Here is a 16,160-nt window from a genome sequence, read left to right as displayed (position 1 = left end):
TAAAATATATCGATTGCCGACGCATTATGTCTGCCGAAGCATTACATCGGCGGGCCGCCTATCGGAATGCTGTTCCCGCCGGGTGTACCTCCGGGACCGCCGCCCGAAGAATTTTTGCCGCCGGAAGAACCGCCGGGTCTGCTGCGCGAACCGCCCGAATTTTTCGGAGCACTTTGCGCTTTTAAAACTTCGCCGCCGGAAAGTCCTTCTTCGATTTTTACGTAGCCGTTTCCGTACGAAGAAACCTTTACGTTGATTTTTTCGCCCGTCGAAGCAAGCTGTACATACGCTTGTCCGTTTTCGCGGGCAATCGCATAAGATTCCACGATAAGATTCTCGACCGGGTCGGTAATGCGGATTTTTCCCGTAAACGAAAAATTGGGAAGAATCTCTTCGGGATATTCGTCTATGCGGATTTTTACCTTTACGACCGTGGCACCGCGGCTTGTAACTTCGCCGATCGCCGGCCAGCTTACCACGGAGCCTTCAACCGTGCCGTCGTAGGCCGGAAAGGTGAATTCGACCTTTTGCCCGGTTTTCAGCTTCGAAACATCCGTTTCGGCAATTTCGACTTCCGCAATAAGATAATCGACGTTTACCAAAACGCCGACCGAGTCTTTCGCTTCGAGCGAATCGCCGACCGAAACGTCCAAATCGGCGATGATGCCGTTAAAGGTTGCTTTTACTTTGCGGTCTTCTATTTTTTGCAAAAGCGACAAACGCTGTTTTTTTTGCAGTGCCAGTTCCATTTGCGAGCCGGAAACCCGTGAAGAGGCCATACTGTAATCGAGTTTTGCAAGATTGTATTCCTGCTCCGTATCGTCGAGCTGAATGATAATATCGCCTTCTTTTACTTTATCGCCTTTTTGCACATAAACGCCCAAAACGGTTCCGGCGCTTAATGCCTGCAGCGTTTGCTGCTCTGCGGCGGCAACGGTTCCCGCAATTTCAATTACGTTTTCGTAGCTTTCTTTTTTTACGGTATAAACGGTATTGTCTTTTTTCGACGAGGCGATAAGCGTTTTGGCGCCGACAAGACCTGCAACAATGACGAGTACCGCAATGCCGCACCCGATTGCGAATTTCAGTTTCCGAGAGAATTTCTTTTTGCCCATAATAAATTCCTTCGCGCGGCGCCCGCGTGCCTCGCACTTGCGCCATGCGTTTATTGAATTTCGTCGTCGCGGCAAAACAGCAGTTTTGTCGTATTGTTGTAGATGATTAAATCGATGTCGTTGATAAGCAGCCGGATGCGGTACAGTTCTTTGTTTGCGAACGAAGTCAAATATTCGCTTTCCGTAATGATTCCGTCTTTTAAATACGAAGCCATGTCTTTTTCAAGTTGAACGTACATATCGTAGGTTTGCCGGTTCGTTTCCTTTGCCCAGCGTATGTCGTTCAGCGATTGCGTTTGGTCTACAATAGAAGTATCGTATGCGTCGGCAGCCGATTGTATCGCAATAAGTTCCTGCTGCTGCGAATACGCGTTTTTATCCGAACCGAGTTTTGCCTTTTGAAATGCGTTCAAATCGACGCTTGCCGAAAGCGTATACACCGGCGAATGTGATTTTCCTACCGGAACCGATACGCCCGCATCGAGGCTTAATCCGTATAAACCGGCGTTCACTCCCGCGTCGACCGTGTCCGCCTTTGTACCCGAAGACGACACATGAGAATTTTGTATCGTATAGCCGGCGCTTGCGCCGAGCGTAAAGTTTTTATCGGCCGTCCTCGCAAGCGTGTTGTACGAATGAGTCCATTCGGCTTCTTCTATTTTTTTATAGTTTTCTTTTTTTAAAGACGCAATGTCGACGGCTTCCACCGATTGAATACTGTCGGGTAAAAAATCGCGCGCTTTTTGGCCGGCTTCAAAACGTGCGCCGCATTTTGCCGCAAAAACGGCGCAGTCGTGCTCGAGCGCGCGGATCTTCGTTTTCACAGTGTGCGTGTCCGAAAGCACTTGCAGTTCGGCTTGGCGGTAATTCGAAGACGATTTTGAATAGCCCTTCGCTTTTATTTCTTCAAACTTGAGCGTATTGTCGTACAAGGTTTTTTGCGCCTGAATGATATCGTTTTCGCCCGTAAAAAGCGCTTTCAATTGCGTGTAAAATTCCTTTTCGGCTTCCAAAGCCCTGTTTTGCAGCGCGCGCTTTGCATTTAAAAGCGTCCGCTCGGCGTTCATAAGTTTCAGCTTGCGCGCAATTGTGCTGCCGGAAATAATGTCCGCCGACAGTGAAAACTTTGTGTTGTCGGAGGCGTTTTGTCCGCCGGCAATTTTTACGGACGAAGAAACGTTCAGTTTTAAATTCGATAAGGCGGGAAGGGCGGCCGTTGCCGACGGTGAAAAAGAAACGGAGGCTGTGCCGTTTTCGTTTGTAAAAACGGCGGTTCCCGTCGAAAGCTTGACGCTTAAACCGTTGTCGATCGACGTTTCCTTCGAGGAAAGTTCCGCTTTTTTTACTTCGAGCGCGAGCCTTTGCAGTTCCAAATCGTTTTCCAAATATTTGGCCAAATCGGGACTTGCAACAAGCAAACCCGTGCCGAACAGCAAAACGCATAAAACAAAAAATATCCGTTTCATATTCACATAAACCTTTTTTTATTATCTTTGGTTACAGAGCAACCGTACCGGAAAATATTAAGGCATAAAAATATGTAACAGGATAAAAGAGCCGCCGTCCGGCAACATCCTGCCGTTTATCGCGGCTGACTGTAATAGGTATCGGACTAGGCAAAATTTCTGCGAAATTTTGCCTGCCAACTGGGAAACTCCCCCCGTACATACGGGATTCAGTAGGAACAAAAAGCTCAGAAGAATACATGCCGATGATAAAAGCGTTAAAAGAGGGGACGTGAACGGCTTATGAGCGAAGTGAATTGCCTGAACGTCGCCTCTTTTAGCGCATGCTGTCGGGGCAGGTAGCTTTCTATTAAATTTTGTTCATACTGAATTTCCGGGAAAGTGATAAAGTCACTTGTTCAAAGCGCAGTATTTTCGTACAATGGTATAACGAATAACAAGGGCATTACCCATAGGAGGTTGTCATGGTAAGAGAAATAACCGAAAAAGAATTCGATGAAGTCGTATTGAAGGCGTCAAAGCCGGTGCTCGTGGATTTTTACGCTCCGTGGTGCGGCGACTGCAAACGTCTTGCGCCCGCCTTGGAAGTTATTGCGGAAAAAAACGCGGCTTTGTTCGATACGGTAAAGATAGATGTCGATAAAGCCCCCGATACGGGCAAAAAATATAATATCAACGCGCTGCCGACCCTTTCGGTGTTCCGCAGCGGTAAAAACGGGCCGTACATAAGCGAGCCGGCTTCCAAAGCGCAAGTGGACGAATGGCTTAAAGGGCAGGGATTTTAATGATATACGATGTTGCAATAATCGGCGGCGGGCCGGGCGGCTATACGGCGGCTTTGTACTGCGTGCGTTCGGGGCTTTCCGCCGTCGTACTTGAAAAGCTGTCGCCGGGCGGACAAATGGCCGCGACGAATATCGTCGATAATTATCCCGGTTTTGAAGAAGGCATAGACGGCTTTACGCTCGGCCAAAAAATGAAAGCGGGCGCCGAGCGCTTCGGAGCGCAAACCGTCCTCGCCGAAGTAAAATCCGCCGATTTAAAATCGAAGATAAAAAAGATAGACAGTTCCGAAGGCGTATTCGAAGCGAAAACCGTGATTATTGCAACGGGAGCCGAAGCGAAAAAATTGGGGCTTCCCGAAGAAACGCAGCTTGCCGGAAAAGGCGTTGCATATTGCGCAACCTGCGACGGCATGTTTTATAAAAACAAAACGGTCGCGGTTGTCGGCGGCGGAAACTCGGCAGTTGCCGATGCGCTTTATTTGAGCAATATTTGCACAGAAGTGTACCTTATTCACCGCCGGGGAGAATTGCGCGCTTCGGCCGTTTATATGAACGCTTTAAAAGCTGTCGGCAATGTGCATCTCGTGTGGCATTCCGTCGTTTCAAAACTGCTGTATGATAAAACGCTTACCGGCATTACCGTGCGAAACGTCGAATCGGGCGAAACTTCAAATATCGAATGCAGCGGTTTGTTCGTTGCCGTCGGCCGGCTGCCGAACACGGCTTTATTTAAAGATACCGTGGAACTCGATGCCGGCGGCTATATCGTTGCCGACGAATCGACGCGCACGAATATTCCCGGCGTTTTTGCCGTAGGAGATGTGCGCACCAAGGCTTTGCGCCAAATCGTTACCGCGTGCGCCGACGGGGCGGTCGCTTCAAGGTATATAGAAGACTATATAAGAGAATAGCACATCTGTCGAAAAACAAAAAACGCCCTTAAAACGTTGAAATGTGCGGAAACACAGGTTATACTGTACCGTAATGACAAAGAAGCGTACCGATAAAAACAGTACACTTTTTCTTACAAAATTATCAGTTAAAAAGAGGCGTCTATGACAAAGTTTAAAACTCACAGTATAAAGGCATATGCCTTTAAGGCAGCTGCAGCGCTCGTTGCGACTGCATTTATTACAACGGCACTTATGTTTACCTGCTGTTCAAATAGTGCGCGAGGAAACGCGGGTACCGGTTCCCGAGGCCGTAGGAATGGCGGTGCCCGAACGCCCTCAACACCTGCGGATGCGAGATCTTTGGAAAATGCAGGATTTGTAAAAATAATACCTCCGACAACCGGCACCGAAGGCGTTGCTCCCGATCCCGACTCCTTACCCGAAAATGAAGCTAAGTGGAAAGGCGTATTTATTGACGGCCGCAAGGTAAAGTTAAGCCCCTATGCGCTCGGTAAAACGGAGGTAACATATAAACTTTGGAAAGAAGTCTACGATTGGGCTACCGGGAAAGGGTATCAGTTTGCCAATCCGGGGAAAAAAGGCAGTGACGGAACCGGAAATGATGAAGAGCAGCCTGTAACTTGTGTAAGCTGGCGGGATTGCATAGTATGGTGTAATGCGTATACGGAAAAGACGACAGACTCCGATGCCGACTGTGTATACCGTAAAAGTAAAGACGATACTACGGTATTAAAAGACGCAAAAGAGAAAGAAGGGGAAGAAGTATTTATTTGCGACAATGCCTATGCCGATATGGATAAAAAAGGCTTCCGTCTTCCTACCGAAGCCGAATGGGAATATGCCGCCCGCTGGCAGGGAAGTGATAAAACAAATGCGGTACAATACGGCGATGTATGGCTTACCAAACTTAACAGTGCAAGCGGAGCAAAAAAAACGATAGGCTTTAAAGAACTGCCCACTCTACCTGAGGGAGAAAATTGGGAAAGTTTACGGGATGAGCTTACGAGGGTCGCCGTATATGACAAGTGGTGGAACGGAACCTCTATACAACAGCAAAACCCTCAGACAATTAAGACGGCTCCGGTAGGAAGCAAAGCTTCGAATACACTTGGTTTATATGATATGTCGGGAAATGTCTTGGAATGGTGTTTTGATCGGTATGATCCGGAGCCTGCATCAAACGATAATGCATATATGAGTGAAGATATCGTTATGGATCCTCAAGGTGCCGCATCGGGCAAACGCCGTGTTGAACGCGGCGGCAGTTGGTTCAGCAGTGTGAATTCCAGGGGTGAAGAGCTCTGCGGTGCGAGGTTTTGCGCTGTAGGTCTACGGAACTACGGCGAACCTGACGGCAAAAGCATCTATCTTGGCTTCCGCTTGGCGTGGCGACCGTAATTCGGAAGCGGATATTTTGTACCGATTTTTATTCGTGCGGAGGGTTTAATACCCCGACGCTCTGCGTCGTAACAAAGGGTATTAAAGCCGACTGCAATCCCCTTATAGAACACACAGTGCGAAACGTTGAGCACTGTGTCCCGACGCGAGCGTCGGGCTTGTTGATTCATGCTGATCTTATTTTTGTATCGTCCGCATCTATAACATAGATAAGCGGTTATTCGCTCAAGACTGTGTTATAGGAGATGACGGAAAGGTTATTATAATTACATGGGGAAAAATAAATTTTAAAAAAACTTAAAAATTTATGCTGTGCTATCAAGTTCTGCTTCTTATATAAATGCCATAGAAATACAAGTTCCTGATTTTCTTGTGTATCCAGATGAAATAACTAATCCAGATAAGAGAGAAGAACGTGCTGCACAAGGTAAATCGAACGGACCGTTTTCACAACCTTATAGTAAAGGCTGTCAAATTATGAAACTGGCGGATTTTAATGAGACTATTGATATTTTACACGATATAGGCTTTGAATCAAACGACACAGACACAATAAAAATAAAAATAAAGGATCCAAAAAATGAATAAACAAATATTTTTTCTAGGTATAATAATTTTTAATATCATTGTATCCGGCTTTGCAGAAACGCTGCATGGAAAATATTATTCTGACGAAGGATATTTTAATTTCATTAATAATAAATATGAGTACTTCAATATTAATTTAGACAATGGTAAAACTGAAAAAGCTACAGGGGGATTTACACTTTCGGAAGATTCTTTTGGGAATGCACAAATTTCTTTTATAGACGATGCAACACAAACTACAAGAACTATGAGATATTTTTGCTTTGAAGATTATCTTATTTTATATAAAGACAGCGAAGTCCCCTATTTTATTGGTAACTCTAATTCGGCAAGAAAACTTGAAGCTTTAATCTCTACAGAAGTGAAAGCTTCGTCTTCCTTAAAGGAAAAAAATTATAGTTTTTCACCTGAGAAAATTACATTTTGGGGAAACTTAAATTATGTTTGGGCAGAAGGTGTTAGCGGTCAAGGAATTGGTGAAAAATTATTTTTAAAGAATAAAGAAATTAAAAAATTATATATTTTGCCGGGATATGTTTCTATTAAACGACCGGATTTATTCAATAAAAATTCACGCCCAAAGAAGATTAAAATATCTATAAAAGAGAATGTTTGCTATTTTTTTCTTATAGATAAGCCTGTTTTTCAGGTTTTGGATTTGAATTCGGTAATTGATGATGAAATAATCATTGAAATTCTGGAAGTGTATCCAGGAACAAAGTACGAAGATACTTGTATTTCATCAATCTTGTGTAGTAGATAATTACGATTTTTTAGCCTATTTTTAATCTAACTGACAACTTTTCCGCGATAGGGCCTGAAAAGACAGCCATATAAAAGCCGCCCCCATAGCAATTCAGCTCTTGCAACTAAAAGGGGAACGCCCGTAGACACAACTTTGTATCTATTTTTTCCCCAAAAAATGTAATATAATAAAGGTTGGTTAGGAGGTCAATTATGTCCTTCTCAAGTTTGGAAGAAGAGTATATGTAGGGAGACTTATAAATGATTTTGGAAGTAAAGCGATATTTGCCATTGAGGTTGAAGTTAATAATTGCTTTTATGATAAATTTATAGGCGAGGGAAAATTTTTGGTATATATATACGATACCGCTATAGTGATGATTTGCTTCGTAAATCAAAAAAACTGGAAGTATGGGCTCCCGAAGCAGCATTTGATGACGGAAGTTATCTTATTCAATTCGACAACAACGGGAAAACCAGATTAGTGGCATTTAAAAGTTGTAGCAAAGAAGGAATTTGTACGGTCAAAAAAAATCTGTAAGTGAAATTACTTTGGATAGCAATGAATTTAAGAAGATTCTATCTGGAGTTTATTTATATTTAACAAGATTTACAAATAGAGCAGAGTGAACCATACCACAAGCATAACGGAAAACTACCGGGGACTGACGACTGAGTATGTAAGGAATATCAAATAGATTTATGGATTTTCTTAAAATACCTGGGAAAGCAAAATGAAGATAAAAAGAGTAATTATTGCTGCCATTTCTATAATTATTATATTTCTTATAATGTTTATACCAATAAATGTAGCGCTGTACGAGGATTTGCCGTCTGAAAGAATACGGTTATATCAATTATGTATGTATCTTATAATTTTTACCCGGTACAAATACTTAATTATCGGAGGTATTAGTGTTATATCCGTTTTCCTTTCTATGCCTTCAAAGCATATAGAAGGATGATAACTTCAGTTACTAAACAGAAGGTAGGCGAGTTTTTACAGACGCAATACAAGACAGTCCAAGCGGCTGTAAAAACTCGATAGCACGGCTTGCGACAGGAAGACGTGTGGCGAGCCCGGTATGGGTTGGAGTCGAATGTCTTAATTGATTCCGCTCAGGTTTCCCGCTTCACAGTGCCGTGCCTTTTTTCGGAATAAAAAACGATGACATATCTGCGCGTTCCAGCGTCAAAAGTTTTACTTTTTTATCGATTCCGCCGGCATAGCCCGTTAAACTGCCGTTTGTGCCGACGACGCGGTGACACGGAATGATGAGCGAGACGGGGTTGTGCGCGACCGCACCGCCGACCGCCTGCGCCGACATGTGCGCAATGTTTTTTTGCTTTGCGATTTTGTCGGCGATTTCGCCGTAGGTCATCGTGTGCCCGTACGGGATTTTCAACATAATTTTCCAAACGGCTTTGCGGAATGCGGTCGCTTCCATAGAAAGCGGCGGGGTAAAGACCGGCTCCCTGCCGCTGAAATAGATATCAAGCCAGCGGTCGGTTTGTTCAAAGGCGGGAAGCCGCTTTTCTTCAGAGTCGGAATCGAGCGTATCGGCAAAATACTTTTGCCCGTCAAACCACAGCCCGATTAAGGATTTACCGTCGGAGGCTTCCGTTATGCCGCCGAGCGGCGAATCGTAGCGGTGTATAAAGTTCACGATAAAATCCCTAAAACTGCGCGGCCCATGCGGTGAGAGAAGCTTTGTCATGGCGTCCGTTCAGCACTTTGCCTTCGATGATTTTCGCATTCGGCGCGCTCGGCTGCAAATTCGATACCGTTTTTCCGAAACCGCTTCCGCCCGATGTCGCAAACAGCACGATTTTTTTCCCGCTGAAATCGTAGCGTTCGAGAAAGGTATTGATGATTGTCGGCGCAATGTACCACCAAATCGGAAAACCGACAAAGACGACATCGTAGTCGGCGACGTGTGCGTTCGTGTCCGCAATTGCGGGGCGCGAGGCTTTGTCGTTCATTTCGATGCTGCTGCGCGATTTTTTATTCATCCAATCCAAATCCGCGTTTGTATACGGAACGGCCGGTTTTATTTCGTACAAATCCGCTCCCGCGGCATCCGCCAAGCTGCGCGCCGCCTGAGCCGTTACGCCCGACGCGCTGAAAAACGCAACCAGTTTTTTTGACATACATACCTCCGAATATAATCATGCTATAATCAGTATACAAGTTAAAGTGCGGTTTAAGTCAAGGGGAAAGTGCGCGGGGCAGGGATTCGGCGCACGCGGTACAATAAGCCGCGCGTACGGTGCTGTCCGTTTTTTTATGCTAAAAAGTTTTGTGCAGGATGATGTCGCGCTGGGGATCGCTGCCGAGTAAAAAAACATGCTCGCCGATTTGTTCAAAACCGAATTTTTTATAAAACGCGATTGCCCGCAGATTTTTTTCCCATACGCCGAGCCAAACGTGCTTTATATTCAGCCGGCGTACCGTATCGAGCGCGGCGTTCATAAGCGCTTGCGCGGCGCCCTTGCCGTGCAAGTTTTTTACGATATAAAACCGCTGTATTTCCGCCTGAGAGGTATCCGCGACAGCGCCGAAAGCGGCATTCAAATTGATTTGTACATAGCCGGCGATCCGGTTATCCGATTCGCAAAACAATGTGCATTTGTTTTTATCGGCAATTTCGTTTTGCTGAATTCGGGTGCCGAAATTCTTTGTGCAGTATTCGTCCATATCTTTTTTTGTGTTGAACGCGCCGAAAGTTTCGCGGAAGGTTTGTTCGCCGATAAGCGCAAGGCTTTCCGCATCCGCAGTTTCCGCTTTACGTATACGAATCATTGCCGCTCCTTTGTATTGAAAATAGCGTCATTCGCCCAATTTAAGCTTGCGCGGGTGAGTCATGCTTTCGGGATTCAAAATATCGTCGAGCTGCTCCTTTGTGAGCAAGCCCTTTTCCAATATCAAATCGTACACCGATGTACCCGTTTTAAGTGCGGTTTTGGCGATTTCGGTAGCCGCTTCGTAACCGATGGCCGGGCTGACTGCCGTTACAAGACCTATGCTGTTGTATACCATATTACGGCAGTGTTCGGCGTTCGCCGTAATGCCTTCTATGCAGCGTTTGCGCAAGGTTGCCATTGCATTGCACAGCATGTCCTGCGATTGAAAGAGGCTGAATGCTATGACAGGCTCAAACACGTTCAGCTCGAGTTGGCCCGCTTCGGAAGCGAGCGTAACGGTTAAGTCGTTTCCGATAACTTTAAAAGCGGTTTGGTTTACCGCTTCGGGAATAACCGGATTTACCTTGCCCGGCATAATGGAAGACCCCGGCTGCATGGGCGGCAGATTTATTTCGTTTATGCCGCAGCGCGGCCCCGACGACAACAGCCGCAAATCGTTGCAGATTTTTGAAAGCTTGACGGCGAGGCGTTTTACCGATGAAGAATACATGACAAAAGAGCCGGTGTCTTGGGTCGCCTCTATGAGGTTGGGCGCAGAGACGAGGCTTGTTCCCGTAATTTCGCTTAAATGCGCCGTTACCTTTTCCGCATAGCCGGGTTCGCTGTTGATGCCCGTACCGATAGCGGTTGCTCCCATATTGATTTCCAAAAACAAGCGCGCGTTTTCGTTTAAGCGCTGAATTTCTTCTTCGAGCGTAACGGCGTATGCTTCGAAGGTTTGCCCGAGCGTCATGGGAACGGCGTCCTGAAGCTGCGTGCGCCCCATTTTAAGGATGCCGGCAAACTCGTGCGCTTTTTTGCGCATGGCTTGTATGAGTTTTTCCAATTCGGCGGTCAATTTTTTATTGCCGTCATGGAGGGCGATTTTTACGGCGGTAGGGTAGGCGTCGTTTGTCGACTGCGATAAATTGACGTGATTGTTCGGGTGGCAGTAGGAATACTCGCCCTTTTTGTGCCCTAAAAGTTCGAGCGCGCGGTTTGCGATCACTTCATTGGCGTTCATGTTCGTTGAAGTGCCGGCCCCGCCTTGCACCATATCGACGATGAACTCGCCGTTGAATTTTCCCGCAATAACTTCGGCGCACGCTTTTTCGATCGCTTGATAAAGAGTGTCGGGCAAAAGCCCCATATCGCGGTTTGCGCGTGCTGCAGCCGTTTTTACCTGTGCAAGTGCATAAATCAGCTGCGGATACAAAAAAAGTTTAATGCCGGTTATCGAAAAATTCTCTATTGCCCTGAGCGTTTGAATGCCGTAATAGGCGTCTTCAGGAATTTCCCTTTCACCCAACAAGTCGTGTTCGATTCTCATATACTGCCCCTCTGTACTTTCCAGTATATGACGACGACGGTAAAAGCGCCAGAGGCATTTTCTTAAAATACCGGTTTGAAATTATATAATGCCATACTTGTTTTTCAAAAAACGCCCTGTTTTTTTATTTTTGACGCCTCGTTTTTAAATAATACCGCTGGCGCGTAAAAAAAATGAGTGATATACTCTTGATATCATCAATATTTTTTTCAGGAGGAAATAAATGAAAAAGATTGCAGCTGTTATGCTTTTATGCTGCAGTATCGTCTTTTTTTCCTGTTCCAAGGGAAAAAAAGAAAGCGCCGATTCGAACGCTCCGGTAACGCTTTCCGTGTACATGCAGCAGGATTTGGCGAACCCCCAATCGGCCTATTGGCCCGTAACCGTTGAAGCGTTCCAAAAGAAATATCCCAATATTACATTGGAATTCGAATATGTCAACGGCGAAGCCTTCCACGACAAATTTCAAATAATGGCCGCATCGGGCGATATTCCCGACGTGTTTACCGTATATGCCGGTGCGCGCTCCGGTTATGTATTGGACCGCGGCATGGTAAAAGATTTGCGCCCATACTTAACCGACGAACTGAAAAATCAGTACAACCCGGCTATATGGGAACCGCAGGGGCCGAACGGCGAAATCTATATTATCGCCAACAATATGGCCGTGTGCACCGTCGTGTACATCAACCCGAAGCTGCAAGACAAGCTCGGACTGACGACGCCGCAAACGCTCGACGAAATGATTGCGCAGGTTCCGACCATCCGCGCAGCCGGTTTAACCCCGCTTGCGTTCGCAAACAAGGGGCAATGGCAGGCGCAGTCGCTTTTGCTTTCCATGCTTACCGACCGCATGGCGGGAAAAGCGTGGTTTGACGACGCTATGGTCGGCAAGGCGAAATTCTCGGACAAACAGTTTGTAGACGCCATTGCCGTCATAAAGAAAATGACCGACGCGAAACTGTTCCCTCCCGGCGTAAACCAGCTTGAAGGAACCCAGTCTTGGGGCGATTTTATTGCCGACAAAGCCGTGTACCTGCTCGATGCGGGCTGGAGAATCTCCGCACTGCACAAAGCCGCGAAACCGGAAGATTTTGCCCAGTATAAACTGATGGCTTTCCCTGCGGTTGAAGGCGAAGTTACGAAAGGTTCAAGCGCGGCGACGCTCGGAGAAAACTTCGGCATGAACGCCAAACTTACCGGCGCAAAAGCCGACGCGGCATGGAAGTTCATTTCCTTTGTGTCGGGCAAAGAAGCCTCCGAAATTCTTACCAAATACGGTACTGTCAGCACGTATAAGTTCGATATGAAAGACTTGGATATCGACCAGTTGAGCAAACAATACGTGGAATTGATTAATAATCAATCTATGGGTTACGTTATCGATGCCAAAATGGACAGCGAAGGCGTAAACAACCTGCTCAACCCCGGCATTCAGGCGGTTATGATCGGACAAAAAACGCCCCAGCAGCTTGCAAACGAATATGAAGCGTGGGTTGCGGCAAACGACAGCCACAGAAAGAAATAAACGATTCCGTTGCGAGGACGGTTCGCGCCGTCCTCACTGCCGGTTTTATGCGCAGCATTTTGAATTACAAAAATTCGGCATAGAAGTTCGGCACGGATTATAAATAAAAAACAGGCGGTCTGACATGTCCTACATAGGTCAAAAACGGGCGAGTTATCTTTCTTTTTTATTGCCCACTTTTATTATATACATCGGTATTATTATTTTTCCCGTATTGTTCAGCTTTTATTTGAGTTTTACCAAGTGGAAAGGTTACGGCAAAATGGAATTTATCGGGCTGGGTAACTATATCAGAATGTTTACCGATCCGGTTTTTTATATAGGACTGCGCAACAACATTGCGGTTGTAATGATTTCGGTGTTCGGGCAAATTCCGCTCGGGCTTTTGCTTGCCTATATGCTGTACCGCAAAATGGTAAAGCATGCCGATGTATTTGAAGTTTTGATTTTTTTGCCTATAACGATTTCGTCGGTTATCGTCGCCCAGCTGTGGAACCGCATTTTTTCGCCGGTAGGCATTGTACCCGCCTTAGTCAGATATCTGACCGGAAATCGGGACTATATCATGACCGTATTCGAAAACAAGTATTTTGCCATTGTGCCGATTTTGTTCGTGCTTTTATGGCAGCATACAAGTTTGTATATGGTTATTTTTTTGGCTAACTTGCAGCGTATTCCGTACGGTGTTATCGAAGCGGCGCAACTTGAAGGGGCTAAAGAAGGTACCATTTTTATCCGCCTTATTACGCCCATGCTTGCAAACGTTATTTTCATCAATACGATTCTTGCCGTTTCGGGAAGTTTTAAAAGCTTTGATTTGATTTATTCGATGACCGGCGGAGGGCCCGCGCACTTTACCGAAGTGATCGCCGTATACATGTACAATACGACCTTTGTGTTCCAAAATTACGGGTACGGCAGTGCGCTTGCCGTCATTATCATCGTGTTTACCGTTATTGCCTTACTGATAAGCCGCGCGGTAACCAAACGCTTCGATTATTAGGCGGTGATTGTATGGATAAAATTTCAGTAAAGCAAAGTTCGTATCTGTGGCGCGTAAACGCATACATTCTTATGCTGGTTTTTGCGTTGTTGACCGTTTTTCCGCTGGTGTGGCTTTTTTATTCGTCATTCAAATTGAATGCGGAAATCGTTCTGCATCCGCTCGGTTTTCCCCGCTCTCCTACTTTGTATAACTATATAGAATCATGGGACAAGGGGCATTTGGGAACGGCGCTTTTAAACAGTTTTATTTATACGATCAGCGCGACGGTGTCCACAATGCTGCTTGCGATGGCCGCTTCCTTTGCATTGACGAAATTTCCCTTTAAGTCGGCAAAATTTTTTATGTCGCTTTTTGCGCTCGGAGTGATGATCAGCGTCCATGCCGTTATTATTCCGTTGTTTCAGCTGGAAGCGAAATTGGGAATTACGAACACGCGCTTGGGCGTCATCATTCCCTATATAGCCTTCGATTTGCCCTTGTCGATTATGATTGCCGTTTCCTATGTGCGCGGTATTCCGAATGCGATTATCGAATCGGCGGAAATAGACGGCGCAAAATACCGCTACGTATTTTGGATGATGATTATGCCCTTGTCCGTTCCCGTTATCGCAACGATGGTTATCTTATCGTTTTTGCGCCACTGGAACGAATTCTTATTTGTGTTTGTGTTTACGACAAAACTCGCTTTAAAAAGCCTTCCGGTTGCGATTACGCAGTTTGCCGGGAGGATGAATATAGATTACGGCTTGCAGTATGCTTCACTTGTAGTCGGTGTGCTGCCGATGATTTTGTTTTATATAGTGTTCCACGCCCAGCTTATACGAGGCTTCGGCGAAGGAGCGCTGAAAGAATAGAGTTTATACAGGAGTTTATAGATGAAAAAAAGAGTTTTAGTGGGCGGCATGCACCACGAATCCGATACGTTTAATCCCATTACGACCGGCATTGACGATATTTGGGTATTGCGCGGTAAAGAATTGCTTGAATCGAAGGGACAAAGTTCCGTGTGCGGGGCGATTGCAACGCTTAAAAGCGCCGGCTACGAAGTGCTTCCCGCCCTCATCGCGCGCGCAGTGCCGAACGGCGAGTGGGACAAAGATTATTATCTTAAACTCAAAGCCGAGTTTTTGCAGGCGATAAAAGACGCCCTTCCTTTGGATGCGCTGTGCCTTTCGCTCCACGGTTCCATGCGCGTGCGGGAAATCGGAGAAGCCGAAGGCGACCTTTTGGAAGACATACGCAAAATATGCCCCGACATTCCCGTCTTATCTTCGCTCGATATGCACGCAACCATATCCGACAGAATGCTCAAATACGTTGACGGCTATGTGGGCTATAAATGCGCGCCGCATACCGACACGTATGAAACGGGCGTTCACGCGGCAAATATGACGATTCAAACGCTTGAAAAAGGCGCAAAGCCGGTTTTGGAAGCGGTAAAAATTCCCTTTTTAATTGCGGGTGAACAATCGGAAACGAGCGTGCAGCCGATGAAAAAACTGATTGCCGTATTGCGCGAAGTTGAAAAAGAAAAGGGTATTATGGCTGCCTCGTATCTGCTCGGTTTTCCATGGGCGGATACGGCGGACAACGGCGTTACGGCTATGGTTGTTGCCGACGGCGACAGAGAGCTTGCGCGCAAAAAGGCCCGGGAACTTGCTCAACTGTTTTGGGATACGAGAAGCGAGTTTTGCTTTTACAACGAAACGCGCGAATGCGCCGACGCTTTGGAACAAACGAAAGTTGCCGTCAAGGAAGGAACGTGTCCCGTTGTGCTTTCGGATTCCGGCGACAATCCTACGGCCGGCTCTTCACAAGACGTAACGAATTTTTTAAAAATGATTATCGCCGATCCGGTGCTGTCGTCGCTCGAACCGCCCCTGTGCTATCAAGCGTTTTACGACCCCAAACTTGTGGAAGCGGCCTTTAAAGCGGGCGAGGGCAATACGGTAAGCGGTACCCTGGGCGCCGCCTTCGATAAAGTAAAAAGCTCGCCGATTACCGTTAACGCGAAGGTTAAAAAACTGTGCAAAGCATGGACCGGCGCTCAAAACAGCGATATGGCGCTTTTGGACGTGCAGGGCGTCGATGTTGTCGTTACGAGCAAACACGTCGGCTGTTACGATCCCGAGATGATGCGGGCTTTGGGCGTCGAACCCGAAAAACTGAAAGTTATCGTCGTCAAGCTCGGCTACCTTGAGCCGGAAATCCGTGCGATTGCAAAGCGTTCCATGCTCGTTCTTACCGACGGCAGCACAAACGAAATATTTACGCGCTTGGAATACAAGGAACTTCCCCGCCCGATGTATCCGTTTGACAAAGACATGAGTTGGAGTCCGGGCAAGGCCTCACGTTAAGCGTTTTTATATCGGGTAATGTATA

The 16,160-nt window shown here is 46.3% G+C and carries 15 protein-coding genes; 9 read left to right on the top strand and 6 right to left on the bottom strand.

What is annotated here, in order from left to right; all coding sequences use genetic code 11:
* Positions 1-41: 41 nt before the first annotated feature.
* Positions 42-1,115 (bottom strand): efflux RND transporter periplasmic adaptor subunit, encoded by a 1,074-nt coding sequence (locus HMPREF9194_RS06375; RefSeq protein ID WP_016525557.1) that lies wholly within the window; start codon positions 1,113-1,115, stop codon positions 42-44.
* Between the two features lie 50 nt (positions 1,116-1,165).
* The gene (locus tag HMPREF9194_RS12495; protein ID WP_016525556.1) at positions 1,166-2,581 is read right to left on the bottom strand and encodes a hypothetical protein; all 1,416 of its coding nucleotides are present in this window, start codon (positions 2,579-2,581) and stop codon (positions 1,166-1,168) included.
* 464 nt (positions 2,582-3,045) lie between these two features.
* On the opposite strand from HMPREF9194_RS12495, the gene HMPREF9194_RS06360 reads away from it, so the two are divergent.
* From HMPREF9194_RS06360 to HMPREF9194_RS06340, 5 genes are all read left to right on the top strand, one after another.
* Entirely contained in the window at positions 3,046-3,366 is a 321-nt protein-coding gene (locus HMPREF9194_RS06360; protein WP_016525555.1) for a thioredoxin family protein, read from the top strand.
* Positions 3,366-4,277 carry a thioredoxin-disulfide reductase gene (trxB, locus tag HMPREF9194_RS06355; RefSeq protein ID WP_016525554.1) on the top strand — a complete coding sequence of 304 codons (912 nt, stop codon included), beginning with the start codon at positions 3,366-3,368 and terminating at the stop codon, positions 4,275-4,277. The genes HMPREF9194_RS06360 and trxB overlap by 1 nt, the downstream gene beginning before the upstream one ends.
* Positions 4,278-4,421: 144 nt before the next feature.
* Complete coding sequence (locus tag HMPREF9194_RS06350) at positions 4,422-5,678, top strand: formylglycine-generating enzyme family protein (RefSeq protein WP_016525553.1); 1,257 nt, start codon at positions 4,422-4,424, stop codon at positions 5,676-5,678.
* Between the two features lie 312 nt (positions 5,679-5,990).
* Positions 5,991-6,266 (top strand): hypothetical protein, encoded by a 276-nt coding sequence (locus HMPREF9194_RS06345; protein ID WP_040846231.1) that lies wholly within the window; start codon positions 5,991-5,993, stop codon positions 6,264-6,266.
* Positions 6,259-7,029 (top strand): NADase-type glycan-binding domain-containing protein, encoded by a 771-nt coding sequence (locus tag HMPREF9194_RS06340; protein WP_016525552.1) that lies wholly within the window; start codon positions 6,259-6,261, stop codon positions 7,027-7,029. The genes HMPREF9194_RS06345 and HMPREF9194_RS06340 overlap by 8 nt, the downstream gene beginning before the upstream one ends.
* A 1,114-nt stretch (positions 7,030-8,143) precedes the next feature.
* On the opposite strand, the gene HMPREF9194_RS06325 is transcribed toward HMPREF9194_RS06340, so the two are convergent.
* The 4 genes from HMPREF9194_RS06325 to aspA form a co-directional block, all read right to left on the bottom strand.
* Entirely contained in the window at positions 8,144-8,677 is a 534-nt protein-coding gene (locus HMPREF9194_RS06325; RefSeq protein ID WP_040846229.1) for a methylated-DNA--[protein]-cysteine S-methyltransferase, read from the bottom strand.
* Positions 8,678-8,687: 10 nt separating this feature from the next.
* Positions 8,688-9,161: a flavodoxin gene (locus HMPREF9194_RS06320; protein WP_016525548.1), complete on the bottom strand. Its 474-nt coding sequence runs from the start codon at positions 9,159-9,161 to the stop codon at positions 8,688-8,690.
* Positions 9,162-9,300: 139 nt separating this feature from the next.
* Positions 9,301-9,813, bottom strand: coding sequence for a GNAT family N-acetyltransferase (locus tag HMPREF9194_RS06315; protein WP_016525547.1), 513 nt, complete (start codon positions 9,811-9,813; stop codon positions 9,301-9,303).
* A gap of 27 nt (positions 9,814-9,840) precedes the next feature.
* On the bottom strand, positions 9,841-11,244 hold the full coding sequence (gene aspA, locus HMPREF9194_RS06310; RefSeq protein WP_016525546.1) for an aspartate ammonia-lyase: 1,404 nt from the start codon (positions 11,242-11,244) through the stop codon (positions 9,841-9,843).
* A gap of 223 nt (positions 11,245-11,467) precedes the next feature.
* Between aspA and HMPREF9194_RS06305 the strand changes: the two genes are divergently transcribed.
* The 4 genes from HMPREF9194_RS06305 to HMPREF9194_RS06290 all read left to right on the top strand — a co-directional run bounded on the left by HMPREF9194_RS06305 (position 11,468) and on the right by HMPREF9194_RS06290 (position 16,135).
* Positions 11,468-12,772 (top strand): ABC transporter substrate-binding protein, encoded by a 1,305-nt coding sequence (locus HMPREF9194_RS06305; RefSeq protein ID WP_016525545.1) that lies wholly within the window; start codon positions 11,468-11,470, stop codon positions 12,770-12,772.
* Positions 12,773-12,896: 124 nt separating this feature from the next.
* Positions 12,897-13,775 (top strand): carbohydrate ABC transporter permease, encoded by an 879-nt coding sequence (locus HMPREF9194_RS06300; RefSeq protein WP_016525544.1) that lies wholly within the window; start codon positions 12,897-12,899, stop codon positions 13,773-13,775.
* Between the two features lie 11 nt (positions 13,776-13,786).
* Positions 13,787-14,632 carry a carbohydrate ABC transporter permease gene (locus tag HMPREF9194_RS06295; RefSeq protein WP_016525543.1) on the top strand — a complete coding sequence of 282 codons (846 nt, stop codon included), beginning with the start codon at positions 13,787-13,789 and terminating at the stop codon, positions 14,630-14,632.
* Positions 14,633-14,653: 21 nt separating this feature from the next.
* Positions 14,654-16,135, top strand: coding sequence for a M81 family metallopeptidase (locus HMPREF9194_RS06290; protein ID WP_016525542.1), 1,482 nt, complete (start codon positions 14,654-14,656; stop codon positions 16,133-16,135).
* Positions 16,136-16,160: the final 25 nt, after the last annotated feature.

It is taken from the genome of Treponema maltophilum ATCC 51939, from assembly GCF_000413055.1.
Lineage (GTDB): Bacteria > Spirochaetota > Spirochaetia > Treponematales > Treponemataceae > Treponema_C > Treponema_C maltophilum.
Note: the sequence above shows the minus strand (reverse complement) of the source record. Positions and strands in the feature narration are given on the sequence as shown.